The 24,134-nt window shown below is 62.6% G+C and carries 22 protein-coding genes; 7 read left to right on the forward strand and 15 right to left on the reverse strand.

Annotated features, from left to right (window positions below; translation table 11 throughout):
• The first annotated feature begins 122 nt into the window (after positions 1-122).
• Positions 123-344 carry a 30S ribosomal protein S21 gene (rpsU, locus tag VNS12_RS03040; protein WP_325486403.1) on the forward strand — a complete coding sequence of 74 codons (222 nt, stop codon included), beginning with the start codon at positions 123-125 and terminating at the stop codon, positions 342-344.
• Between the two features lie 95 nt (positions 345-439).
• Here rpsU and VNS12_RS03045 read toward each other — a convergent pair whose 3' ends face one another.
• The 8 genes from VNS12_RS03045 to VNS12_RS03080 form a co-directional block, all read right to left on the reverse strand.
• The gene (locus tag VNS12_RS03045) at positions 440-778 is read right to left on the reverse strand and encodes a YciI family protein (protein ID WP_325486368.1); all 339 of its coding nucleotides are present in this window, start codon (positions 776-778) and stop codon (positions 440-442) included.
• Between the two features lies 1 nt (position 779).
• The gene (locus VNS12_RS03050; RefSeq protein ID WP_325486369.1) at positions 780-1,583 is read right to left on the reverse strand and encodes an alpha/beta hydrolase; all 804 of its coding nucleotides are present in this window, start codon (positions 1,581-1,583) and stop codon (positions 780-782) included.
• Positions 1,584-1,624: 41 nt separating this feature from the next.
• Positions 1,625-2,275, reverse strand: a complete 651-nt coding sequence (locus VNS12_RS03055; protein WP_325486370.1) for a DsbA family oxidoreductase — start codon at positions 2,273-2,275, stop codon at positions 1,625-1,627.
• Positions 2,276-2,403: 128 nt separating this feature from the next.
• On the reverse strand, positions 2,404-3,807 hold the full coding sequence (locus tag VNS12_RS03060; RefSeq protein ID WP_325486404.1) for an NAD(P)(+) transhydrogenase (Re/Si-specific) subunit beta: 1,404 nt from the start codon (positions 3,805-3,807) through the stop codon (positions 2,404-2,406).
• A gap of 10 nt (positions 3,808-3,817) precedes the next feature.
• On the reverse strand, positions 3,818-4,114 hold the full coding sequence (locus VNS12_RS03065; RefSeq protein ID WP_325486371.1) for a proton-translocating transhydrogenase family protein: 297 nt from the start codon (positions 4,112-4,114) through the stop codon (positions 3,818-3,820).
• Positions 4,114-5,475 (reverse strand): Re/Si-specific NAD(P)(+) transhydrogenase subunit alpha, encoded by a 1,362-nt coding sequence (locus VNS12_RS03070; RefSeq protein WP_325486372.1) that lies wholly within the window; start codon positions 5,473-5,475, stop codon positions 4,114-4,116. The genes VNS12_RS03065 and VNS12_RS03070 overlap by 1 nt, the downstream gene beginning before the upstream one ends.
• Positions 5,476-5,533: 58 nt before the next feature.
• On the reverse strand, positions 5,534-5,707 hold the full coding sequence (locus VNS12_RS03075) for an aa3-type cytochrome c oxidase subunit IV (RefSeq protein ID WP_325486373.1): 174 nt from the start codon (positions 5,705-5,707) through the stop codon (positions 5,534-5,536).
• Positions 5,708-5,750: 43 nt separating this feature from the next.
• Positions 5,751-7,556 (reverse strand): M3 family oligoendopeptidase, encoded by a 1,806-nt coding sequence (locus VNS12_RS03080; protein WP_325486374.1) that lies wholly within the window; start codon positions 7,554-7,556, stop codon positions 5,751-5,753.
• Between the two features lie 365 nt (positions 7,557-7,921).
• Between VNS12_RS03080 and VNS12_RS03085 the strand changes: the two genes are divergently transcribed.
• The 4 genes from VNS12_RS03085 (at position 7,922) to dxs (ending at position 15,272) form a co-directional block, all read left to right on the forward strand.
• Positions 7,922-9,409, forward strand: a complete 1,488-nt coding sequence (locus VNS12_RS03085) for a sigma-54-dependent transcriptional regulator (RefSeq protein WP_325486375.1) — start codon at positions 7,922-7,924, stop codon at positions 9,407-9,409.
• A gap of 152 nt (positions 9,410-9,561) precedes the next feature.
• Entirely contained in the window at positions 9,562-11,223 is a 1,662-nt protein-coding gene (locus tag VNS12_RS03090) for a L,D-transpeptidase family protein (RefSeq protein WP_325486376.1), read from the forward strand.
• A gap of 386 nt (positions 11,224-11,609) precedes the next feature.
• Complete coding sequence (locus tag VNS12_RS03095; protein ID WP_325486405.1) at positions 11,610-13,232, forward strand: peptidoglycan L,D-endopeptidase MepK; 1,623 nt, start codon at positions 11,610-11,612, stop codon at positions 13,230-13,232.
• Positions 13,233-13,328: 96 nt separating this feature from the next.
• A complete protein-coding gene (dxs, locus tag VNS12_RS03100; RefSeq protein WP_325486377.1) occupies positions 13,329-15,272 on the forward strand; it encodes a 1-deoxy-D-xylulose-5-phosphate synthase in 1,944 nt (647 codons plus the stop codon).
• 22 nt (positions 15,273-15,294) lie between these two features.
• Here dxs and VNS12_RS03105 read toward each other — a convergent pair whose 3' ends face one another.
• Positions 15,295-15,573: a DUF2312 domain-containing protein gene (locus VNS12_RS03105; RefSeq protein ID WP_325486378.1), complete on the reverse strand. Its 279-nt coding sequence runs from the start codon at positions 15,571-15,573 to the stop codon at positions 15,295-15,297.
• Between the two features lie 366 nt (positions 15,574-15,939).
• Between VNS12_RS03105 and VNS12_RS03110 the strand changes: the two genes are divergently transcribed.
• The gene (locus VNS12_RS03110) at positions 15,940-16,377 is read left to right on the forward strand and encodes a DUF1036 domain-containing protein (RefSeq protein ID WP_325486379.1); all 438 of its coding nucleotides are present in this window, start codon (positions 15,940-15,942) and stop codon (positions 16,375-16,377) included.
• A complete protein-coding gene (pyk, locus tag VNS12_RS03115; protein WP_325486380.1) occupies positions 16,374-17,810 on the forward strand; it encodes a pyruvate kinase in 1,437 nt (478 codons plus the stop codon). Before VNS12_RS03110 ends, pyk begins: the two co-directional genes overlap by 4 nt.
• A 375-nt stretch (positions 17,811-18,185) precedes the next feature.
• On the opposite strand, the gene ykgO is transcribed toward pyk, so the two are convergent.
• From ykgO to VNS12_RS03145, 6 genes are all read right to left on the reverse strand, one after another.
• Entirely contained in the window at positions 18,186-18,311 is a 126-nt protein-coding gene (gene ykgO, locus VNS12_RS03120) for a type B 50S ribosomal protein L36 (protein WP_325486381.1), read from the reverse strand.
• Between the two features lie 131 nt (positions 18,312-18,442).
• A complete protein-coding gene (locus VNS12_RS03125; RefSeq protein ID WP_325486382.1) occupies positions 18,443-19,471 on the reverse strand; it encodes an ABC transporter ATP-binding protein in 1,029 nt (342 codons plus the stop codon).
• Entirely contained in the window at positions 19,471-20,463 is a 993-nt protein-coding gene (locus VNS12_RS03130) for an ABC transporter ATP-binding protein (protein ID WP_325486383.1), read from the reverse strand. The genes VNS12_RS03125 and VNS12_RS03130 overlap by 1 nt, the downstream gene beginning before the upstream one ends.
• Position 20,464: 1 nt before the next feature.
• Complete coding sequence (locus VNS12_RS03135; protein ID WP_325486384.1) at positions 20,465-21,382, reverse strand: ABC transporter permease; 918 nt, start codon at positions 21,380-21,382, stop codon at positions 20,465-20,467.
• Positions 21,382-22,305 carry an ABC transporter permease gene (locus tag VNS12_RS03140; protein ID WP_325486385.1) on the reverse strand — a complete coding sequence of 308 codons (924 nt, stop codon included), beginning with the start codon at positions 22,303-22,305 and terminating at the stop codon, positions 21,382-21,384. Before VNS12_RS03140 ends, VNS12_RS03135 begins: the two co-directional genes overlap by 1 nt.
• A 124-nt stretch (positions 22,306-22,429) precedes the next feature.
• The gene (locus VNS12_RS03145; protein WP_325486386.1) at positions 22,430-24,043 is read right to left on the reverse strand and encodes a peptide ABC transporter substrate-binding protein; all 1,614 of its coding nucleotides are present in this window, start codon (positions 24,041-24,043) and stop codon (positions 22,430-22,432) included.
• Positions 24,044-24,134 lie beyond the last annotated feature (91 nt).

Here is a 24,134-nt window from a genome sequence, read left to right on the forward strand (position 1 = left end):
GCCCCTCTTCTGATAACAACCGCGACCACGGCGGCTGGCATGTGTCGGCCGACGTCAGAGTTTTATTTGCTCTTGGCGTTTGATTTCAGCCGATACTCCAACTGAAAGGGCGGGTGTTCCGCGTGCAAGTAGTCGTTCGCGATAACAATGTCGATCAGGCGCTCCGGGCGCTGAAGAAGAAGTTGCAGCGCGAAGGTGTGTTTCGCGAAATGAAGCTGCGCAATTATTACGAGAAGCCTTCTGAAAAGAAGGCGCGCCAGAAGGCCGAGGCAATTCGCCGGGCCCGCAAGCTGGCTCGTAAGCGCGCGCAGCGCGAGGCGGGTGTTACGACCGGCCGTCGCTGATCAGCGGCATTGTGAACATATTTGCAAAAAACGCCGTCCCTTGGGGCGGCGTTTTCATTTCCGGAGCCAGTCCTGTTTCCTCGCGCTTCCGGGTTCTAAGCCCCCGGCACATCCAGAATCGGCATGACCTCCACCGCCTCACCGGGAAACTGCGTGAAATGCGCATGGCCCCGGAACATCTCGGCGGCAGCTTCGTGCGAAGGCGCCTCGACGATCACATAGGCAGCAGCGGTATTGACGCTGTCGGCGATCCCGTCAGGCGACACCTTCTTTGTCTTGCCCAGGGGACCTCCCGCATCGATGATCGCCCCCGCATGCGCTTCCATCCACGCGCCCCACGCCTTCATGCCCGCCGCCTCATCTATGCGTCCTTCGGCCTGCGCCTTTTCGGTCGCCGTTGCGGTGCCCGTGTAGAGGGCCAGAAATTTTGCCATATCACTCTCCTTTAACACCCTCAAAGAACGCCTGCGCGCGCTCCCAGATCCCCCGCGCCCACAGATCCGAGTGGTCGGCCCCCTCCTCGATCCAGAGCTGATAGGGATTCGGCACCTCGGCATAAAGCTTTTCGCCATTGCCCACGCTCACCGTAGCGTCCGCCGTTCCATGGGCGACGAACACCGGCTCCTCGACATCCCCGATCCAGTCATTGGACCGGAACTGATCGAGCATCAGCCAGCCGACCGGCACATAGGGATAGCGCTCTGCAGCAACATTGACGGCGGAATAAAACGGCGTTTCCAGCAGCAGGGCCTCGGCATTGCGGCGGCTCGCCACATACACCGCGGGCGACGCGCCCAGCGAGCGCCCCCAGACAACGATTTCCGTTTCCCGCTCGCTCAGCCAATCGAACGCCGCAAGGGCGTCGGCCAGCAAATTGGCTTCGGTGATCTCGCCCGGCGACAGGGGAAACCCGCGATAGTCGACGGACAAGAATCCATATCCGGCTTCGCTGAACGCAATGAAGCGTTCATATTCCGCCGAGAAGCTCCCGCTATTGCCTTTGAGATAGAGGATGGCGGGCTGGCCCGGCTGCGCGGCCCCGTACCACCCGGTTATCGTTTCCCCATTGCTGGTGGGGATGGTCACGACTTCAGCATCGAGCCCCACAGATGCGGGCTCATAAACGTCCCCCTCGGGGAAAAAGAAAAAATCCCGCTGGTTGGCGTAGAGGTAGCCGAGCAGCCCGCCATAGACGACCACCACCGCCACCACCACGCCAACGATGATTTTCCTGAGCATGTCCAGCCTCCGACTCACAGGCGTTCATGCTCACGGCAGGATCAGCCCTGGGTCAAGGCTTCCTCACCCAGCGCCACGCGAAATGCCCGCGCAAACACTTCCGGCGGTTGTCCGCCCGAAATCGCGAACTGGTTGTTGAAGATAAAGAACGGCACTCCGTTGATGCCCTGCTGGCTGGCCGAAACCGCCAGTGCCTTCGTGGTATCGAGCTCGCCCTGGTTATTCACCAGTGCCAGCGCCTCTGCGCGATCGAAGCCATGATCGACAGCAATATCGGCAAGGATCGCGTCATCGGTGATGTTCTTGCCTTCAAGAAAATACGCAGCGGCAAAGGCTTTGGCGAGGCCATATTGCTGCCCGGGCGCAGCCGCACGGATCAGCGTATGCGGCTTGACGGTCGGGTAGCTCATCGGCTGCACTTTCATGTCCAGCGCCACCCCGGCGTCGCGCGCCGCAGCTTCCACCCGCGCCTGCATCGCCTCGATATCCCCGCCATATTTCTCCTTGAGCCGTTCGCGCGTGTTCTGGCCGCTTTCCGGCGTCGTTGGATCGAGCAGGAACGGATGATGGAAGATTTCCACCTGGACGTCCTTATCGAGCCCGGCCAGCGCCTGATCGAGGCGCGCCGTGCCGATCAGGCACCAGGGACAGACGATATCGGTGAACAGATCGATACGGATGGATCGGGTCATGAAAATTCCTTTGCAATTGCGCCCAACATGGACACCCCACCCACCCCCGACAAGTACGCACACCAGTGTTACCGCCAACAAAAAAGGCCCGGGATCGCTCCCGGGCCTTTGTGCAATCGAAAACTCGATCAGTGATGCATCGATTTCACGATCGATTCGGTGACCTTCTTGGCGTCGCCGAACAGCATCATCGTGTTGTCGCGGAAGAACAGTTCGTTCTGCACACCGGCATAACCGGCAGCCATGCCGCGCTTGATGAACAGCACCGTACCGGCCTTTTCAACGTCCAGGATCGGCATGCCGTAGATCGGCGAAGTCTTGTCCGTCTTGGCGGCGGGGTTGGTCACGTCGTTGGCGCCGATGACGAAGGCAACGTCGGCCTGTGCGAACTCGGAGTTGATGTCTTCAAGTTCGAACACTTCGTCATAGGGCACGTTGGCTTCGGCCAGCAGCACGTTCATGTGGCCGGGCATACGCCCCGCAACCGGGTGAATGGCGTATTTGACTTCGACGCCAGCAGCCTTGAGCTCATCGGCCATTTCCCGCAGCGCGTGCTGGGCCTGAGCCACCGCCATGCCGTAACCGGGCACGATGATGACCTTGGAGGCATTCTGCATGATGAAAGCCGCATCTTCCGCCGAGCCCTGCTTGACGGGACGCTCTTCGGTATCGCCTGCGGCAGCAGCCGCGTCATCATTGCCGAACCCGCCAAGGATGACCGAGATGAACGAGCGGTTCATCGCCTTGCACATGATGTAGCTCAGGATCGCGCCCGAAGAGCCGACCAGCGCACCGGTGATGATCAGCGCGGTGTTGCCCAGCGTGAACCCGATACCGGCAGCTGCCCACCCCGAATAGGAGTTGAGCATCGAGACCACCACCGGCATGTCGGCTCCGCCGATCGGGATGATCATCAGCCCGCCCAGAATGAGCGCGAGAATGGTGATCGCCCAGAACGCCATCGGGTCCTGGCTGACGGTAAAGTACCAGACCAGCGCCACGATCGCCACGGCAATCGCGATATGGATCAGGTGACGGGCCGGCAGCATGATCGGACGCCCGCTCATGCGGCCGTCGAGCTTGGCAAAGGCGATGACCGAACCGGTGAAGGTGAAGGCACCGATGGCCGCACCGATGCTCATTTCAATCAAGGCCTGAATGCTGACCTGACCGGGCACACCGATGTTGAAGGCAACCGGGGCATAGAGTGCAGCCGCCGCCACGAACACGGCGGCCAGACCGACCAGCGAGTGGAAGGCGGCAACCAGCTGCGGCATGGCCGTCATCGGCACCCGGCGGGCGATGACCGCCCCCGCGATGCCACCGATCGCCAGGCCGGCAATGATCAGCACCCATGCGAACGGATCGGTGACGTTGGCGACGGCCAGCGTGGTCAGCACGGCAATGAGCATGCCGACCATGCCCATTGTGTTGCCACGGCGCGCTGTGGTGGGCGACGACAGCCCACGCAGTGCGAGGATGAACAGCGACCCGGCGACGAGATAGGCGAGGGCCGCGATATTTGCAGAGATCATAGCTGGATCAGCCCTTCTTCTTGTACATCGCCAGCATGCGCTGGGTGACGAGGAACCCGCCGAAAATGTTCACCGAGGCGAGGATCAGCGCGATAAAGCCGAACCAGCGGGCCGGGCCGGGTTCACCGATGGTGGAAACACCGACGGCGAGCAGCGCACCCACCACGATCACCGAGGAGATCGCGTTGGTGACAGCCATGAGCGGGGTGTGAAGGGCGGGCGTCACCGACCAGACCACGTAGTATCCTACGAAGATGGCGAGGACGAACACCGAAAGGAAAAAGAAAAAGGGATCGATACCCATCAGGCGTCTCCGTCCGTCTTGGGGGCTGCGGGCTTCTTGGCGGCAGGCTTTTTAGCCGGAGCCTTCTTGGCAGGGGCTTTGGCGGCAGCCGGCTTGGCCGCTGCTTTCTTGGCCGGTGCCTTGGCTGCGGGTTTGGCGTCCGCAACCGTCTCGGCGGCCTCGGCGTCGGCAGGCTCTGCCGCAGGCTTTTTCGCTGCAGCTGGCTTTTTCGCCGGGGCCTTCTCGGCGGCTTCCGCCGCAGCGCCTGCGAAATTGGGATGCACCACCGCGCCGTCGCGGGTCAGCAACGTCGCCTGCACCAACTCGTCTTCCCAATCGACTTTGAGTGCCTTGGCGTCCTTGTCGATCATGGTTTCGAGGAAGGCCAGCAGGTTCTTGGCATAGAGCTGCGAAGCCGTCGCCGCGATCTTTCCAGCCAGATTGAGCGTCCCGATGATGGTGACGTCCTTGTGGACCACCACTTCACCCGGCTTGGTCAATTCCACGTTCCCGCCGCGCTCGGCGGCCAGATCGACGATCACCGATCCCGGTGCCATGGATTCGACCATCGCCTTGGTGACCAGCTTGGGAGCCGGGCGTCCGGGGATCAGCGCCGTGGTGATGACGATGTCCTGCTTGGCGATGTGACCGGCGACCAGTTCGGCCTGCGCGGCCTGCTCGTCCTTGGTCAGCTCACGCGCGTATCCGCCCGTGCCCGATGCGTCCTTGAGCGCATCGGTCATGATGAACTTGGCACCCAGTGATTCCACCTGCTCGCCAGCAGCGGCGCGCACGTCGGTGGCCGATACGGCTGCACCCAGGCGGCGCGCGGTTGCAATCGCCTGCAGGCCCGCCACACCGGCACCCATCACGAACGTCTTGGCGGCACGCACCGTGCCCGCTGCCGTCATCATCATGGGCAGCGCGCGGTCATAGGCCATCGAGGCCTCGATCACCGCCTGATAGCCCGCAAGGTTGGCCTGGCTCGACAGCACGTCCATGACCTGCGCACGGGTGATGCGCGGCATCAGCTCCATGCCGAACACCGACAGACCGGCCTTGGCCAGCGCACCCAGCGCAGCCTCGTTGCCGTAAGGATCGGCGATGGCGAGCACCAATGCACCCTTGGCCGCGCCCGCAAGCGCCGCTGCCACCGGGCGGCGGACGGCGAGCACCACATCGGCGCCCTTGACCGCTGCGGCAGCGCTGGCTTCGACGCTGGCTCCAGCGTCCTTATAGAACTGGTCGGGGATGCGCGAGGCTTCTCCGGCGCCTTTTTCGACACTGACCGATGCGCCAAGCCCGATCAGCTTGGAAACCGTTTCCGGCGTGCAAGAAACCCGGCTCTCGCCCGATCCCTCACGCAATACGGCAATCTTCATGAATTCTTACCTCTGATGGTCCGGACATCCGCCCGGCCACTCTCCGCCATCGGCCGGTTTAGTGGACTAGGAACAAATACAGCAGCACCAATATCACCACCAGCGTGATCACGGACCACTTGGTGATGAACACAAAACCGGCATAGGTCTTGCTGTGCTCTTCGAATTCCTTCGATTTCTGACCGTCAGTTATCGGTTTGTCGGAATAGGTAGCGACCTGATTATGGGCCATCTTGGCTTTCCCCTATGTTGTCTCGTTAACCCCGTTTGCCCTTTTAGGGCTGAGTCTTTTCGAGTTCGTCAATCAGTCTTTCGATCATGGAAAGGCCCAGCGACCAGAACTGGGGGTCGCGGGCATCAAGTCCAAATGGCGCCAGCAGCTCCGAATGGTGTTTCGAGCCTCCGGCGCTGAGCATGTCGAAATACCGCTCGGCGAACCCTTCGGTGGATGTTTCATACTGCGCATAGAGCGAGTTCACAAGGCAATCGCCGAATGCATACGCATAGACGTAGAAGGGTGAGCGGATGAAATGCCCGATATAGCTCCATAGAACCTCATAGCCGTCATTGAGCTCAATCCCCGGCCCCAGGCTCTCGCGCGATACTTCCATCCAGAAGCCGTCGATTTCCTCGGGCCGCAATTCGCCTTTGCGCCGCGCCTGATGCACGTTTCGCTCGAAACTGTAAAACGAAATCTGCCGCACCACGGTGTTGAGCATGTCCTCGATCTTCGAGGCAATCAGCGCAAACCGCTGCTGCGGATCGGTCGTGGCATCGAGAATGGCGCGGAAGGTGAGCATCTCGCCAAAAACGCTCGCCGTTTCGGCCAGCGTCAGCGGCGTCGGCGCCATCAGTTCGCCCTGCCCCGCCGCCAGCCTTTGATGCACCCCGTGTCCCAGCTCATGGGCCAGCGTCATCACGTCGCGGGTCCGGCCCATATAGTTGAGCATCAGATACGGGTGCGCCGTCGTGACCGTGGGGTGGGCAAACGCGCCGGGTGCCTTGTTGGGCTTGACCGCCGCATCGATCCAGCCGCTGTCAAAAAACGGCAGCGCCACCTCGCGCAGCCGGGGCGAAAAGCGCCCATAGGCATCCAGCACCGTCTCCTTTGCCGTATCCCAGTCGAAAATCCGGTCGTCCGAGGTGGGCAGCGGCGCGTTGCGGTCCCAGGCATCGAGCCTGGCCTTGCCGAACCATTTGGCCTTCATCTGGTAGTAGCGGTGCGACAGTCGCGGATAGGCATCGCGCACCGAACTTTCCAGCGCATCCACGACCTCGCGCTCGACCGAATTGGCAAGGTGCCGGCTGTCGGCGACATCCTCATACCCGCGCCACCGGTCGGATATCTCGTGATCCTTGGCCAGAACGTTGGTGATGTGGGTGAACAGCCGCTTGTTCTCGCCCAGCGTCGCGCTCAGCGCCTTGAACGCCGATTCGCGTTTAGCCTCGACCTTGTCGCTGAGCAGGTTGAGCGTCTGTTCGAGCCCCAGCGTCTCCCCGTCCACAGTGAAGGGAAGCGCCGCCATGGTCTCGTCATAGAGCCGCGTCCACCCGGCCCGCGCCGTGATGTATTTGTCGTGGAACAGCTCTTCGACCCGGTCTTCAAGCTGATAGGGCCGCGCCTTGCGTAATTCGTCAAACCACGGACGATACCGCGCCAGCTCGGCATCGCGCTCAAACGCACTGTCCAGAACGTCGTCGGGGATGCGGTTGATTTCGAGCGGGAAGAACAGCGTCCGCGCTGAAAACCCGGTCAGCGTATCCTGAATATCGCCAAGAAATTTCACCCGGTCTCCATCGCCCGTATTCTGGGCGTAGTTGAGATAGGCAAACGACCCCAGACGGCCCATCACCTCAGCCAGCTTTTCATACCGCCGCACCGCCTCGATCAGCGTGCCGCCTTCAGCATGTTCTTGCAGTTTACCCTTATAGTCGGCCTCGATCGAGCGGGTCTGGCTGTCGACCAGCGCGAGATCGGCCTTGAGCGGCTCTGAATCGACACCCGGATAAAGATCGGAAAGGTCCCATTGGGGAAGCACGCCCAACGGGTTGTCATGTGCAGTGGTCTGGGGCGAGGACATCAGGAAAACTCCGCCATTCTGATTTTTGCGGACTGTACAGAGGCCGTTTTCCATCGACAAGGCGGCATCCGGTCCCTGCTCTCGCCAGGCAACGGGGCTCACGCCCTCTCTTCCTTAAAACCCTGTTAAGCGATCATGCCTAATTTGACCCAAATCGGCACACTCCCACGATTCGGCACACAGCCGGGGAGCTGTCGGTGCCAAACCGCTTCCAGGAAAATTGGGCCGGTTTTCCGGCTCGGAAGCGTGAAGAAACAAGAAGCGCTTCCAGGAAAAGTGGGGCCGGTTTTTCGGTTCGGAAGCGCGGAGAAACAAAGCGTTAGAGCGCCTGTGGTGTTCTGGTGAGGTTCGGAGTTGCTTCCCGCATGCAAAAGGTTCTGATTGTCGACGACGATCCCATCCACTGTCGTCTGACTTCGGAAGTCGTCGCACGGGCGGGCTTTGCCCCGCTGGTCGTGCATTCAGGCGCCGAAGCGCTCGATCTTCTGCGGAGCAATCCCCGGATCGGCGCGATGATTCTCGATCTGGTCATGCCCGAAATGGATGGCATGGCGGTCCTCGAAGCGCTGCGCAGGGAGACCGTCGCGATTCCCGTAATCGTCCAGACGGCCCAGACCTCCCTCGACACCGTGATTTCGGCGATGCGGCTGGGGGCCATCGATTTTTTCGTAAAACCCGTCGCCCCCGAGCGTATCACCGTCTCGCTGCACAATGCCCTCAAGCTGCAAACGCTCGAATCGAGCCTCAAGGCCGAGCGCGCCCGCATCAGCGGCCAGTTCTCCTTTTCCCATATCGTCACCAAAAGCCCATCCATGGCCCGCACCCTGGAGCTGGGGCGCAAGGCGACCGCCAGCACCATCCCGGTGCTGATCGAAGGCGAATCGGGGGTCGGCAAGGAACTGCTCGCCCGCGCCATCCAGGGCTCCGGCGACCGCGCAGGAAAACCGTTCATCACCATCAATTGCGGCGCCATCCCCGCCAATCTTGTCGAATCCACCCTGTTCGGCCACGTCAAGGGCGCTTTCACCGGCGCGATCGCCGATGCTCCCGGCAAGTTCCGCGAGGCCCATAACGGCACCTTGTTTCTCGACGAAGTCGGCGAACTGCCTCTCGACATCCAGGTCAAGCTGTTGCGCGCGCTCCAGGATGGCGAGATCGAACCGGTGGGGGCCGCCCGCCCGGTCAAGGTCAATGTGCGGGTGATTTCCGCCACCAACCGCCGCCTTCTCAATCTCGCCCGCGAAGGCGCGTTCCGCGAAGACCTCTATTACCGCCTCAACGTCTTCCCCATCTACTTGCCGCCCCTGCGCGAGCGGAAAGACGACATCCCTGCGCTGGTCGCCCATTTCATCGCCCGCTTCGCCGCTGAAGAAGGTCGGCGCGTCTCCGCCATCGCCCCTGAAGCGTTGCAGATGCTTCTGGGGTTCGACTGGCCCGGCAATATCCGCCAACTCGAAAACGCCGTGTTCCGGGCCGTTGTGCTGGCCGAAGGCCCGACCCTCACGGTCGAGGATTTTCCCCAGATCATGGCGGCAGAACGCGGGCTGGAGGCAGCACGCAACAGCGGCCCGGCGTTGCTGGCCCCGGTCGAACCGGTCCACATCGACGACGCTCCTGCCCTGCCGCGCCTTCCCGATCCGGCTCCGGTCCAGCTCCCGGATCGCTTCCTCGATACCGATGGCAATGTCCTGCCGCTGGCCGAGATCGAGCGTGAGCTGATCGCCTTTGCCATCGACCTCAACGCCGGTCGCATGGCCCAGGTCGCCCGCCAGTTGGGCATCGGCCGGTCCACCCTCTATCGCAAGCTCAAGGAATACGGCTTCGAGGGCGCAGGCGGCGAGAATGTTGCGTGATTGCCTCAATCGCCGCCCATTGATGCTCACGAACGCGGCACCTTCCTTGCGGCCCGCTCCAGACACGCTAAAAATTTATTCATCATGCGCATGGTAGAGATTCGTCAACAAGACGACAGGATGCGCCAGTGGCTTGGGACGGTAGGGTGAGAATGTTGAGACCGGGGTTGAAGGGCCTGTTGACGGGCGCACTGGCGAGCATTTCCGTGTTTGCCTTCACTGTTGCCAGCCCCGCCTATCAGACGGTCACCGTCAACGGCATCGAGGCGACGCGCATCCTGATCGCGCCACCGCAGACCGATCTGGGCCACACAATTCGCGACGGCTTGCGCGCCGCGATGGCCGGGGCCTCCACCGGTTCTCGCGCCGATACCGACGTCAGCCGGCTGTATTATTTCTATGGCGCGCGCCATTTCGAACCGCTCTGGCTCGATGAATCCGGCACCGATATCGTCTTTTCCGACGCTGCCGAAAACCTCATCGCCCTGTTTGAAAACGCCCATCTGCAAGGCCTCGACCCCGCCGACTACGCCATCACCACCGACATGATCGCCGCTGCCGCTGGCGACCCCGAAGCGCTTGCCGCGCTCGAAGCACAGTTTTCCACTGCTGTCCTGCGCTATGCAAGCGACGCGCGAGGCGGCAGGCTCAATCCGCGTCAGGTTTCCGATTTTATCGATGTGGACACCCGGCCCGTCGATGAAGCGGCTCTGTTCGCCGCCATCGCCGAGGCCCGCGATCCGGCTGCCGTGCTGATGGGTTATCACCCCACCCACCCGCAATTTATTGCGTTGCGCGATCTGCTGGCCAAGCACTATTCCGGCGCGATTGAGGACATTCCTCCGATCCCCGATGGCACTTTGCTTCGCCCGGGCATGACCGACCCTCGCGTTGCCGCCTTGCGCGACCGCCTCGCCGTGTCGCTGCCAGCCGAGGCCAACCCCGCCATTTACGATGCGGAGCTTGCCTCCGCCGTGGCAGAGTTCCAGACGACCATGGGCCTTGCCCCCGACAGTGTCGTCGGCCCCGCCACCGTCGCTGCCCTCAATGGCGCCAATGGCGCGACCGAGGCACTGATCATCGCCAATATGGAGCGCTGGCGGTGGATGCCGGACGATCTGGGCGACTTCAACGTTCTGGTCAACATCCCCGAATACCGCCTCGACGTGATGCGCGACGGGCGCTCGGTGTGGAACACGCGGATCATCGTCGGCACCGCCGTCAACCAGACCCCGATCTTTTCGGACATGATCCGCCACGTGGTCACCAACCCCTATTGGAACGTCCCCTCCTCGATCCTGCGCAATGAAGTGTTCCCGCGCGTGGCGGCCAATCCCAATTACATCGCCAGCCAGAACATGGAGCTTCTGTACGGCGGCAAGGCCATCGATCCGTGGATGGTCGACTGGTCTCAAGCCACCCCCTCGATGTTCCGCGTGCGCCAGAAGCCCGGCAATTCCAACGCCATGGGCCAGGTCAAATTCCTGTTCCCCAACAGCCATGACGTCTATCTGCACGACACCAATGCCCGCTATCTGTTCGAGCGCTCCATGCGGGCGCTCAGCCATGGCTGTGTTCGGGTGCAGGATCCGTTCGGCTTCGCGCAGGCCCTGCTCGAATTCGAACCCGGCTTCACCGTGGCCTCGCTGGAAAACACCCTTGGCAGCAGCGAGCGCTGGTTCAACATGGACCGGCAGGTGCCCGTTCACCTCACCTATTTCACGCTGCGGATCGAAAATGACGGCACCATCCGCTCGTTCGCCGATCTCTACGGCCACGACGCCCGCATCATCGACATGCTGGGGCTGAAATAGAAGATGTGTTCCCGCTCATCAGGGTGCTCAGCACTCTTCCCTTCTCCCCTTGAGGGAGAAGGTGGCCGCGAAGCGGTCGGATGAGGGGTGCGCAACGTGCCCATCCGCAAAGACGCAAACGTCCCATTAATCCCCCGGTAACGATTTCGTCATGCTCGCGCCGCCTTTGTCCCCCACCCTCACAGCGTCAACAGGGCACAGGGTGGCGTACACGACGCGTTAGCGTTAACGTTTCATGATAATTTTGCTGCCAATATTGCCGTCGAGTATCGGTCTGGAGTGATAATCCGTTTCGCGTATCCTGAAACGGTCCGGGCTATGTGAGGTATAGCGTTTCCCGTGCCAGCCGCCGGAAACGCCACAAAAAGAGCGGACAGCCGGGCGTGATGCGTAGGGGATCCAAATCCATCAGCTTGTTCGTGCGCGCACTCGTCGCCGCAACGATCGGGCTCGCGGCAATGCTGCCGATGACCATGAGCGCGCAGGCCGCCAATGAGCGCGAGCTCTATCTCTACTACACCCACACCAAGGAAACGGTGCGGATCGTTTACAAGCGCAACGGAAAGTTCATCCAGTCTGCGCTGAACGAACTCAACGTGTTCCTGCGCGATTGGCGGCGCAACGAGCCCGCCAAAATGGACCCGGCCCTGTTCGACCTGCTCTGGGAAGTCTATCAGGAAGCCGGTTCGAGCCAGCCGGTCCATATCGTCTCGGCCTATCGCGCGCCCCAGACCAATGCGATGCTGTCCACCACCACGTCCGGCGTGGCTGAAAATTCGCTTCACATGCAGGGCAAGGCCCTCGACTTTTTCATTCCCGGTGTGCCCGTCGCCAAATTGCGCGAAATCGGCTTTCGCAAGCAGATCGGCGGCGTGGGGTACTATCCGACCTCGGGCAGCCCGTTCGTTCACCTCGATACCGGCTCGGTCCGCGCTTGGCCGCGCATGACCGAAGCCCAGCTGCGCAACGTCTTCCCCGATGGGCGCACCCTGCACGTGCCGTCCAACGGACGGGTGCTCTCCCAGCAGGGCTATCAATACGCCCAGGCCGAATGGCAGCGCTGCCATCGTGTCCCGTGCAACGCTGGCGCTGCCATGACCGGCGGAGCCGTTCAGGTCGCCGATGGCGAACGTCCTCGCACCCTTTGGGATATGATCACCGGCGGCAACAATGCCCAGCAGGCCGCCCCCGCCCCGCAACAGATCGCAGCCGCTCCGGCCCCTGCAGCCACACCCGCTGCAACTCCGGCTCCGGTGGCCGTCGCAGCAGCCCCCGCTCAACAGGCCTTGGTCGAGCCGCCCGCCCCTCCGGGTCGCCCGTCCGCGCTCGTCGGCGCGCCTGCGGTGCCCGAAAACATGCCTTTCCAGATCATCGATGCCGCGGAAATGACCCGTCAGGTCGCAATGGCCGATCCCGGCATTGCCCCCGATGCGCCCTTGCCCCCGGCCATGTCGCGCACGCTGGCCGAGTTGCGCGCGGCGACGCCCTCCGCCTATGCCCCCTCTGGCGGCGCAACCTTGGATGTAACCAGCGTCGCCGAAGCCCCCGTCCCCCAGCCGCGCCCGCAATTTTCCACCGCTCCGGCACCGGCCGCCGCTGCCGTGAGCACGCCCGCCGACCTGCCGCTGCGTCCCGCACTTGACGGCGCGATCCAGACCGCCGCCCTCGATACCGCGTCCGATCTCGACGCCTTTGCCGCCCTGTTCGAAAGCCCTGCGCTGTCCGCTGAACCGGACCAGGAAACCGCCAACGCCATGGCCAGCCTCACGGTCGCACCGGGCACGCTCTATGCGCCCGATCTCGATTCCGTTGCGGAAAGCCTCCTCGCCTCCGCCGCCCTCTCCAGCGATCATTTCGCGTTCGACGGCGGCAGCGGAACCGCTGGCGATGGCGAAGACAGCACCCTCACCGCGTCGCGTTTCACGCGCACCGCGTCGGTGGGCCCGTCGCCCACAAGCTTCGGCCCGGCCCAAACCATCTGGGTCCACTACGATGGCCGTGCCAACTGACACAGTCTGGTCCTCTTTGGTTGCCAAAAGGGCGTGACCTGACTACATCAGGCACAGGCCGCCGGGCCGTCACACTGCGTTCACAAGGCAACCGAAGTGTCTGAAAAATCTGCCACGCCCCTCCTCGACACCATCGGCTCTCCAGCCGATCTCAAGAGGCTGAAGCGCGAGGACCTGAACCAACTCGCCACTGAATTGCGCGCCGAGGTGATCGATGCGGTTTCGGTCACCGGCGGGCATCTGGGCGCCGGTCTGGGCGTGGTCGAATTGACGGTCGCCCTGCACCACATTTTCGATACGCCCCACGATCGGATCATCTGGGATGTCGGCCATCAGGCCTATCCCCACAAAGTGCTCACCGGACGCCGCGACCGCATCCGCACCTTGCGCCAGAAGGGGGGCCTGTCGGGCTTCACCAAGCGCGATGAAAGCCCCTACGACCCGTTCGGCGCGGGCCATTCCTCGACCTCGATTTCCGCCGGTCTCGGCATGGCGGTCGGTTCCGCCCTGCGGGGTGAAAAGCGCAATGTCATCGCGGTAATCGGCGACGGCGCGATCTCGGCGGGCATGGCCTATGAGGCCATGAACAATGCCGGGGCCATGGATGCGCGGCTGATCGTCATCCTCAATGACAACGACATGTCCATCGCTCCCCCCACCGGGGCGATGAGCGCCTATCTGGCGCGACTGGTTTCTGGCCCGGCCTATCGCGGCCTGCGCGAGGCCGCCAAGCAATTTGTCGAAACCGTGATGCCGCCCTTCATCAAGGACAAGGCCCGCAAGACCGAGGAATACGCCCGGGGCTTCTGGACCGGCGGCACCATGTTCGAAGAGCTGGGCTTTTACTATGTCGGCCCCATCGACGGACACAATCTCGACCACCTCCTGCCGGTGCTGCGCAATGTGCGCGACGCCGAAAACGGCCCGATCCTGATCCATGTCGTTACCCAGAAGGGCAAGGGCTACGCCCCCGCCGAAGCTGCGTCCGACAAATATCACGGCGTCTCAAAGTTCAACGTCATCACCGGCGCGCAGGCCAAGACGCCGTCCAATGCGCCCTCATACACCTCCGTATTCGCCGACAGTCTCGTCGCCGAGGCCGAGCGCGATGACGCCATCGTGGCGATCACCGCTGCTATGCCCTCGGGCACCGGGCTCGACACCTTCGCCAAGCGTTTCCCCGACCGCACCTTCGATGTCGGCATCGCCGAACAGCACGCGGTAACCTTTGCCGCCGGGCTGGCCACCGAAGGGCTCAAGCCATTCTGCGCCATCTATTCCACCTTCCTGCAGCGCGCCTACGATCAGGTGGTCCACGACGTGGCGATCCAGCATCTGCCCGTCCGCTTCCCGATCGACCGTGCAGGCTATGTCGGGGCCGATGGTTCCACCCATGCGGGCTCGTTCGACGTCGCCTATCTCGCCACCCTGCCCGGCATGGTGGTGATGGCCGCCGGCGATGAAGCCGAATTGCGCCATATGGTGGCCACCGCCGCCGCCTATGATGAAGGCCCGATTGCCTTCCGCTACCCGCGTGGCGAAGGCATGGGCGTCGAGATGCCCGATCGCGGCATACCACTCGACATCGGCAAGGGCCGGGTGCTGCGCGAAGGCACCACAGTTGCGCTGCTCTCGTTCGGTACGCGTCTGGCGGAGTGCCTTTCTGCCGCCGAAACCCTCGGCGCGAGCGGGTTTTCCACCACCGTCGCCGATGCCCGCTTCGCCAAGCCGCTTGATGAAGAGCTGCTGGCCCGGCTGGCGCGCGAACACGCGGTGCTGATCACGGTTGAAGAAGGGGCCATCGGCGGCTTCGGGTCCCATGTGGCGACCCGGCTCAGCCAACTTGGCCTGCTCGACCACGGGCTCAAATTCCGTCCCCTGGTCATGCCCGACCGCTATTTCGAACAGTCCGGCCAGGACGACATGTACGCTCAGGCGGGTCTCGATCGCAACGGGATCGTCGCGACGGCCCTCACCGCTCTGGGCGATGAGACCCACGCGGCCCAGGTGCTCCGGGCCGCCGGCCTCGACGGGCTCTGATCTTCAGAGCCCGTCTGCTATACTAATTAGCGTCGTCGTATTCAGCCTGCGAGCCGGGATCGGCCATACCCAGCGCGTGCATGTACAGATCGAGGATCGCTTCCTGCTCGGCCCGCTCATTGCGATCCTGCTTACGGATCCGCACGATCTCGCGCATGGCCTTGGTATCGAACCCGGATCCCTTGGCTTCGGCATAGACTTCCTTGATATCGTCGGAAATGGCCTTCTTTTCTTCTTCCAGCCGCTCGATCCGTTCGATGAAGGCGCGCAACTGATCGCGCGCTATGCCGTTGTCAGCCATGACTTAACTCTTTCCATTCCGAAGTGTTTTAAAAAGCGCCCGGAAGCTGAGGACCACCCTTGGTTGCTCCGCGGCGAGCGCAAGACAGGATCGGGCCAGCGCCACCGCCCGACTCGGCAGGTGACGGTCCGGCCCACCGGCCCTTTCAATCCCATTGGGGCGGCAACTTCAAGGCTCGCCGGAAAAATCCCACAACCGGTTCCCACGCACGGCATAATGGCCGGGCCGATCCTCTGCTTGGTCATTCCGGCGTCGCAGTTGGCCCTATAATAGCATGAAGCCCGCAGCCCATTGACATCTAACGGCCCCTTGCCCAGAAACGTCATCGCAATCGTATCATCCTCGCCACCCAGGCCCGTGTCGTCCATGCTCCGCTCCCTCGCGATCGCCGCCCTTGTGATGCTGCCCGCCACGCTGGCTTTGCCACAGCCCGCGCTTGCCGATTTGCGCGTCTGCAACCAGACCCAGGGCACGATTTCCATCGCTTTCGGATATCGCGCGGAATCGGGCTGGCAATCGGAGGGCTGGTGGGTCGCCGGACCGCAGGCCTGCACCACGGTTTTCCAGGGCGAATTGACCGCCCGCTATTATTATTTACACGCTGTCGATGACGTCGTGGGCGGCGCATGGGACGGGTCCGTCTTCATGTGCACCCAGGACGCCAGCTTCACCATATTCGGGGTCGAGGATTGCCTGGCGCGCGGTTATGAACGCACCGGCTTTTTTGAGATCGACACCCAGGATCGTCCCGATTGGACGATGCAATTGACCGAAAACAATTCAACCAGTCTGGATCCGCAATGAAAAGATCGCGCCGCGTCAAGATCGTCGCAACACTTGGCCCCGCTTCGGACGACCCCAAGGTTATCGAGGAACTCGTACGCGCCGGAGCCGACGTTTTCCGCATCAACATGAGCCATGCCAGCCATGACGTGATGCGCAACACCGTCGCCCGGATTCGCGATGTCGAGCGTGTCGTGCGTTACCCCATCGGCATTCTTGTCGACCTTCAGGGTCCCAAGCTGCGCATCGGCGCCTTTGCCGATGGTTCGGTGATGCTCGCCAAGGGCGAAACGTTTACCCTCGACGCCTCCGAAACCCCCGGCGACAAGGCCCGGGTGTTCCTGCCGCATCCGGAAATCTTTTCGTCCGTCAAGGCCGGAGACCGGCTGTTGCTCGATGACGGCAAGATCGAACTGCGCGTTTCCGCCACCTCTCCCGAGGCGATCAACACCACCGTCGTCTATGGCGGCAAGCTCTCGGACCGCAAGGGCGTGTCGCTGCCCGACACCATGCTCTCGGTGGGTGTGCTCACCGACAAGGACCGCGACGATCTTCAGGCCGCACTCAAGGAAGAGATCGACTGGATCGCCCTGTCGTTCGTCCAGCGCCCCGAAGACATGATCGAAGTGCGCAAGATCGTTCAGGGCCGCGCCGGCGTGCTCGCCAAGATCGAAAAGCCCCAGGCCATCGACCGGCTCGAAGAGATCATCCGGCTGTCCGACGCTATCATGATCGCCCGTGGCGACCTTGGCGTGGAAATGCCCCTCGAATCGGTCCCCGGACTGCAAAAGCGCATCACCCGCACCTGCCGTCGTCTGGGCAAGCCCGTGGTGGTTGCCACCCAGATGCTCGAATCCATGATCACCGCCCCGGTGCCGACCCGCGCCGAAGTGTCCGACGTTTCGATCGCTGTTTTCGAAGGCGCCGATGCGGTCATGCTTTCGGCCGAAAGCGCCTCGGGCTCCTATCCGGTGCAGGCCGTCACCACCATGAACCGCATTGCCGAAGCGGTTGAGCAGGACGTGCTGTATCCCGGCATCATCCGCGCTCAGGCGACCGAGCCCGAAGCCACCGCCGCCGACGCCATTTCCGCTGCCACCCGTCAGGTCGCCGAGACCCTCGATCTGGCTGCGATCGTCACCTACACCTCGTCGGGTTCCACCGGCATTCGCGCCAGCCGCGAGCGTCCCAACAAGCCCATCATCGCCCTCTCGCCGAAGGTCTCGACAGTGCGGCGGCTTTCGATCGTCTGGGGCCTGCATTGCGTGCAGACCGAGGACGCCATTTCGCTCGACGACATGGTCGATCGGGCCTGTTCGATTGCCTATATCGAAGGCCTCGCCCGCCCCGGCGACCGCGTCGCCATCACCGCTGGCGTGCCGCTGGGCACCCCCGGCGCGACCAACATGCTGCGCATCGCCTTTGTCGGACAGGACGGCGCCGGCGGTTCCTGACCCCAGCACCCACAAAGCGAGTCCCCTTCTCCCCTCCTGAGTGAGACTTCGAACCGAACCAATCGTGCCCTTGGCACGATTGGCGGCGAAAAGGCCATGCGAGCTATGCTCGCATGGCAGGGCACGAGGGGTGCACCAAGGCTCTGCCAACACCCACGCCCCTTAAAGCCCCCGCGCGCCCACCCCTTTCCCGCGCTCGCCCCCTCGCCTGCCCACCCCCACCGCTGTCATCCCGGACTTGATCCGGGATCCAGTACACACCAGCGCTCCCGCTCTTTCCTCAGCGCCCGCAAAACGCCGCCGCCCCCATCCCCGCCGCGCGCAACAAAAAAGGCCCGCCGAAGCGAGCCTTTTTTCAGTCCGATCAAACTGCAATCAACCCTGGCGGGCCTTCATGCGCTTGTTGGATTTGTTGATGATATAGACGCGGCCACGACGGCGAACCAGCTTGTTGTCCCGGTGACGGGTCATGAGCGCCTTGAGCGAGTTGCGGATTTTCATTTTTATCCTCGGGCAATAAAAGATCGGCGGGGCTCAAGGCACCGCGAAACAATTGCCCGGAACATAAGGGCAAAGGCCCTGCCTGTCAACGCGACTCCCCGCGCCCGCCAACAGATTTTCAACCCCCGGTTTCAGTTGCGCGCGCGCGTTCTTGCCGCGTCCGGATCGGCGACAATGTCCTCCCACCGGATACACGCCACCTCCGAGCCGGTATCGGCCATCTCCAGCGGCGGCACGACCTGGGCGCACCGGTCGATGGCATAGGGACAGCGCGTGCGGAAAAAGCATCCCGATGGCGGATTGATCGGCGACGGGATTTCGCCCTCCAGCCCTTCGATGGAATGCTCCCGCGCCCGGATGGGGTCGGCAATCGGCACCGCGGTCAGCAGCGCCCGCGTATAGGGATGGCGCGGCGCGTTATAGAGCGTCTCGCTGTCGGCGAGTTCCGCGATCCGGCCCAGATACAAGACGAGGATGCGGTCGGAAACGTGGCGCACCACCGACAGGTCGTGGCTGATGAAAATCAGCGTCAGCCCGAACTCCTCCTTGAGGTCGGCAAGCAGGTTCAGAATCTGGGCCTGGATCGAGACGTCGAGCGCCGAGACCGGTTCGTCGCACAAGATCAGCTTGGGCTCTGTGGCCAGCGCCCGCGCAATCCCGATTCTCTGCGCCTGCCCGCCCGAAAACTCGTGCGGATAGCGGTTGACCATTTCCGGCAACAGCCCCACCGCGTCCATCACCTCGCGCACACGCTCGCGGCGCTGGGCGCGGCTCATGTCGGGCCGCAGCGTCCGCAACGGGTCGCTGATGATCTCGCCCACCGTCATCCGGGGGTTGAGCGAGGCCAGCGGGTCCTGAAAGATGATCTGGAGGTCCTGCCGCGTGCGGCGCATCTCCTCTTTCTTGAGCTCGGTCAGGTCCCGCCCCATCCAGACGACCTTGCCCTCGTCGGGCGGGATCAATTGCAGAATGCAGCGCCCCAGCGTGGACTTCCCGCATCCCGATTCCCCGACGATCCCCAGCGTTTCGCCCCGGTTGACCGTAAAGCTCACATCGTTGACGGCGGTGAGAATGGCCGGCTTGCGGAACAGCCCCGCATCGATGGCGAACCGCTTCGTCAGGTTCTCGACATTGAGCAACACGCCCGCTGGATCACTCATCAGGCAACCTTTTCATTGGCATTCTTGACGGCGTCGTCATGGTGGCAGGCCGAAATCCGGCCATCGGTGCGCGGCTCCAGCGCCGGTCTCTTCTGCAGGCAGATTTCGGTTTTGAATTCGCATCTGGGATGGAAGGAGCATCCGGACGGCAGATTGGTCAAATTGGGCGGCATGCCCTTGATTGGATCGAGACGCCGTCGCTTGTTATCGCCCCGCGGCGTCGAATGCAGCAGTCCCAGCGTATAGGGATGGCGCGGGCTGTAGAACAACTCGTCCACCGTGCCCTTTTCCACCGCCCGCCCCGCATACATCACCATCATGGTGTCGGCGAGCCCCGCCACCACCCCCAGATCATGGGTGATCATCACCAGCGCGGTGTTGAACTTGTCGGTCAGTTCTTCGAACAGGCTCAGCATCTGCGCCTGCACCGTCACGTCGAGCGCCGTGGTTGGTTCATCGGCAAACAGCACCTTGGGTTCGCATAGCAGCGCCATGGCGATCATCACCCGCTGGCGTTGTCCCCCCGATAATTCATGCGGATAGGCCCGGATGACGCGTTTGGCGTCGGGCAGATGCACGCTGCGCAGCATCGCTTCCGAGCGCTCCAGCGCTTCCTTGCGGCTCGCATTCTGGTGCCGCACCAGCACTTCGATCATCTGGTCGGCAATCCGCATATAGGGATTGAGCGAGGTCATCGGATCCTGGAAGATCATCGCGATGTCCTTGCCTCTGATGGCATCGAGATCGCTCGATCGCATGCCCACCAGTTCCTTGCCGTCGATCCTGGCGCTGCCCGTCGCTCGCCCGTTGCGGGCCAGCAGGCCCATGATCGACAGAAACGCCTGGCTCTTGCCCGATCCGCTTTCCCCCACGACCGCCAGCGTCTCCCCGGCCTTGAGCGAGAAGTTCATCTCCCGCACCGCCTGCACTTCGCGATCGTGCAATTGGAACGTGACCGACAAATCCCTGACTTCGAGTACGGTTTCCCCCATGTCAGCGGTCCTTTGGATCAAGCGCATCACGCAGCCCGTCCCCGATATAGGACAGGCACAACAACAGCAGCACGAGCATGATGGCTGGCGCCACCAGCAGCCACGGCATCACCTCGATCACCTGCGCCCCTTCCGAGATCAGGGTGCCCAGCGAGGTCTGCGGCTCCTGGATGCCGAGGCCCAGATACGACAGGAAACTTTCGGTGATGATGATTTCGGGAATGGTCAGCGTCGCATAGATCACCACCGGCCCGGCGAGGTTGGGCACGATATGGCGCATGATGATGGTGAAGGGCTTGGCCCCGCTGGCCCGCGCCGCCTCGATAAACTCTCGTTCCTTGAGACTCAGCGTCTGCCCGCGCACGATCCGCGCCATGGTCAGCCATTCAATCGCCCCGATACCGACAAACAGCAGCACCGGCGAGCGCCCGAAGATCACCACGAGGATGATGACGAACAGGATGTAGGGCAGCGCATACATGATGTCGACAAACCGCATCATCACCGCGTCGACCCGGCCGCCGAAATATCCGGCCACCGCGCCATAGACGATGCCGATGACCACCGACACCAGCGTCGCCACCGCCGCCACGATCAGGCTCATCTGGGTGCCCTGCAACAGCCGGGCCAGCAGATCGCGCCCGTTCTGGTCGGTTCCCAGATAGTGCAGCTTTTCGAAATCGGGCGGCTTGCGGATCGCGGTCCAGTCGACGGTGGAGTAATGCCACGGCACGAAATACGGCCCGATAAACGCGATCAGCACGATCAGCGCCACGACGATCAGCGAGATCAGCGCGGCCTTGTTGGTGAACAGCCGCCGCAACGCGTCTTCGGTCAGCGAGCGCCCCTTGGGGCCTTCACCGGCGAGGTCTTCCGCATAACGCGACAGGGTCTCGTCTTTATGGGTAATTCCGGCCATCAGCGATACCTCACCTTGGGATCGAGCCAGGCATAGGCGAGATCGACCAGCAGATTGAGCAGCAGGATAATCGCCATGTAGAGGATCACCGTCCCCAGAACGAGCCCGTAGTCACGGCTCAGCGCGGCGTTGATGAAATACCGGCCAATCCCGGGCAGGCCGAAAATCTGCTCGACGATCAGCGATCCGGTGAGCAGATACGAAAGGCCCGGCCCCAGATAGGACACCACCGGAATAAGCGCCGGCTTGATGGCGTGGCGCGCCAGCACCAGCCGCTGCCCCAGCCCTTTCGCCCGCGCCGTCCGCACATAATTGCTGCCCAGAACCTCGATCATCGACCCGCGCATCAGCCGCGATATCCGCGCCGCATGCGGCCAGGCCAGTACCGTGATCGGCATGACCAGATGGGCCATCGAGCCCGCCCGCCATCCCCCGGCGGGCAGCCATTTGAGGTACACCCCGAACAGCAGCTGCAAGATGCTGCCCATGAGGAAGTTGGGCACGATCAGCCCGATCATCACCACCAGCACCAGCACGTAGTCCGGCCAGCGGTTTTGCTGCACGGCGGCAATGATCCCCGCCAGCATGCCGATCAGCGTCGCGATGATGAACGCCGACATGCCCAGCATGATGGTGAACGGCAATCCAAGCGTGAGCAGTTGCGAGACGGTGAAGTCCTGCACCACCATGGACGGGCCCAGATCAAAGCGCAGCAAGCGCCCGATATAGAGGAAATACTGCACGATCAGCGGCTGATCGAGATCGTAGGCCGCCCGCAGATTGCGCAGGATGGCTGGCGGCAGCGCGCGTTCCTGGTCGAACGGTCCCCCGGGCGCCAGACGCAGGATGAAAAAGCACGCCGTAATGGCGATGAAAGCCACCGGTACAATAGAGATGATCCGGCGCAGGACATATGTGAGCATCAGAAATTCCCGTCATGCCGACAAGCAGACTGCGTCTCTTGCGAGCCGCCGGCGGCGTGAGGTTATCGGCGGCAAATCACGTGGGAATCCGTGCCACCGGGATCACCGGTGGCACGGTTGGGTCCTATTCGTCCTTGGACATGTACCGCACGAGGTGGCGGTCCACGGCGTTGTCCTCGAACCCGGACACGCTGGGCGACACCACCCATTTGGAAACATAGAAGTAGATCGGCAGCACGCCGAACTCGTCCATGGCGATCGCCTCGGCCTCGTGCATCAGCCCGGCCCGAACCTCAAGGTCGAGTTCGGTCGCAGCCTGGGCCAGCAGGGCATCGTAATCGGCGTTGGAATAGCGGCCGTAGTTGTTGCCCCAGTTGATGCCGTCGCCCTGCGGAACGCCGGACTTGAGCAGGTCGAGCATGTTGGACGCGTCGTCATAGTCCATCAGCCAGCCAGCGCGGCCGATCTGGAAGTCACCCGCCTGCAAGGCGTCATAGTGGGGACCGACTTCGGCGTTGAACAGCTCCATGCTCACCCCGATCTGCTCCCACATCGCCCCGATGGCCACGGCGATCCGGCGGTGGTTCTCGTTGGTGTTGTAGCGCAGTTGCAGGTGCAGCGGATTGTCGGAGCCATAGCCCGCTTCTTCCATCAGGCCTTTTGCCCGCTCGATACGCGATCCGTAATCCTCGCTGGCCCAATCGGGCAGATAGTCTTCGCCCTCATAGTTGGACGTGCCCGGCGGCACCCAGCCATAGGCGGGCAATTCGCCGGTGCCCAGAACGTCGGGCCCGATCACTTCGCGGTTGAGCGAGATCGACAGCGCTTCGCGCACCCGCACGTCGGCCAGGGCCGGATCGGTCTGGTTCATGACGTAGTAGTAAACGCCAAGGAACGGAGCGACATGCGCCTCGCCCGGATACTGGTCCTGCAACAGCTGATACTGGTCCGCCGGGAAGCTCGACAGAATGTCGAATTCGCCCGCGCGATAGCGGTTGAGCGCTGCGTTATCGTCTTCGGTGATGTGGTAGATCACTTCGTCGATCTGCACATTGGCCGCATCGTAATAATTGTCGTTCTTGACCGAGCGCACAAACGAGCCCGGCACCCATTCGACCGGCACATACGCGGCGTTGCCGACGATATTGGCCATCGTCGTCCACTGATCACCGGCTTCGTCGACCACATGGGCCGGAACGGGATAGGCGGTGTAGTGGGCCAGCGCGCCAAGGAAATATGGCGTCGGCGCGTTGAGCGTGATCTCGACGGTCTTGTCATCGAGCGCCTTGACGCCCAATTCATCGAAATCGGCGATTTCACCCGAGTTGATCGCCTCGGCGTTCTTGATGAAATGCATCAGATACGCGTAGTCGGCGGCCTTGGCCGGGTCTTGCAGGCGCTGGGCGCCCAGCACGAAGTCGCGCGCCGTCACCGGCGTTCCGTCCGACCACATGGCGTCGTCGCGCAGCGTAAAGGTATAGACGAGGCCATCCTCGGATACGTCATAGGATGCGGCCTGTCCCAGCACGGGCTCGCCCATGGGGTCGATGGTCATCAGACCTTCGATATAGTCACTGACCGGCCGGTCTTCCCAGTTGCCCGACACCTGATGCGGATCGAGCGTGCGCGGGTCGCCGCCATTGTGCAGATTGAGGGTCACGGCCAGGGCGGAACCGGACATTGCCATGGCCATGAGGCCCGACAGTAGGCCGCCCCTGAGGACCTTTCCGAAATGCATGATGATTATCTCCTTCCTTTTACCTTGATGTATTTCCCGCCGTTCGGTTGTTCTCTTTTCAAACGGAACAACTCAAATGCTAGATTAAACA

The sequence above is a fragment of the Pelagibacterium sp. genome, assembly GCF_035555455.1.
Classification (GTDB): domain Bacteria; phylum Pseudomonadota; class Alphaproteobacteria; order Rhizobiales; family Devosiaceae; genus Pelagibacterium.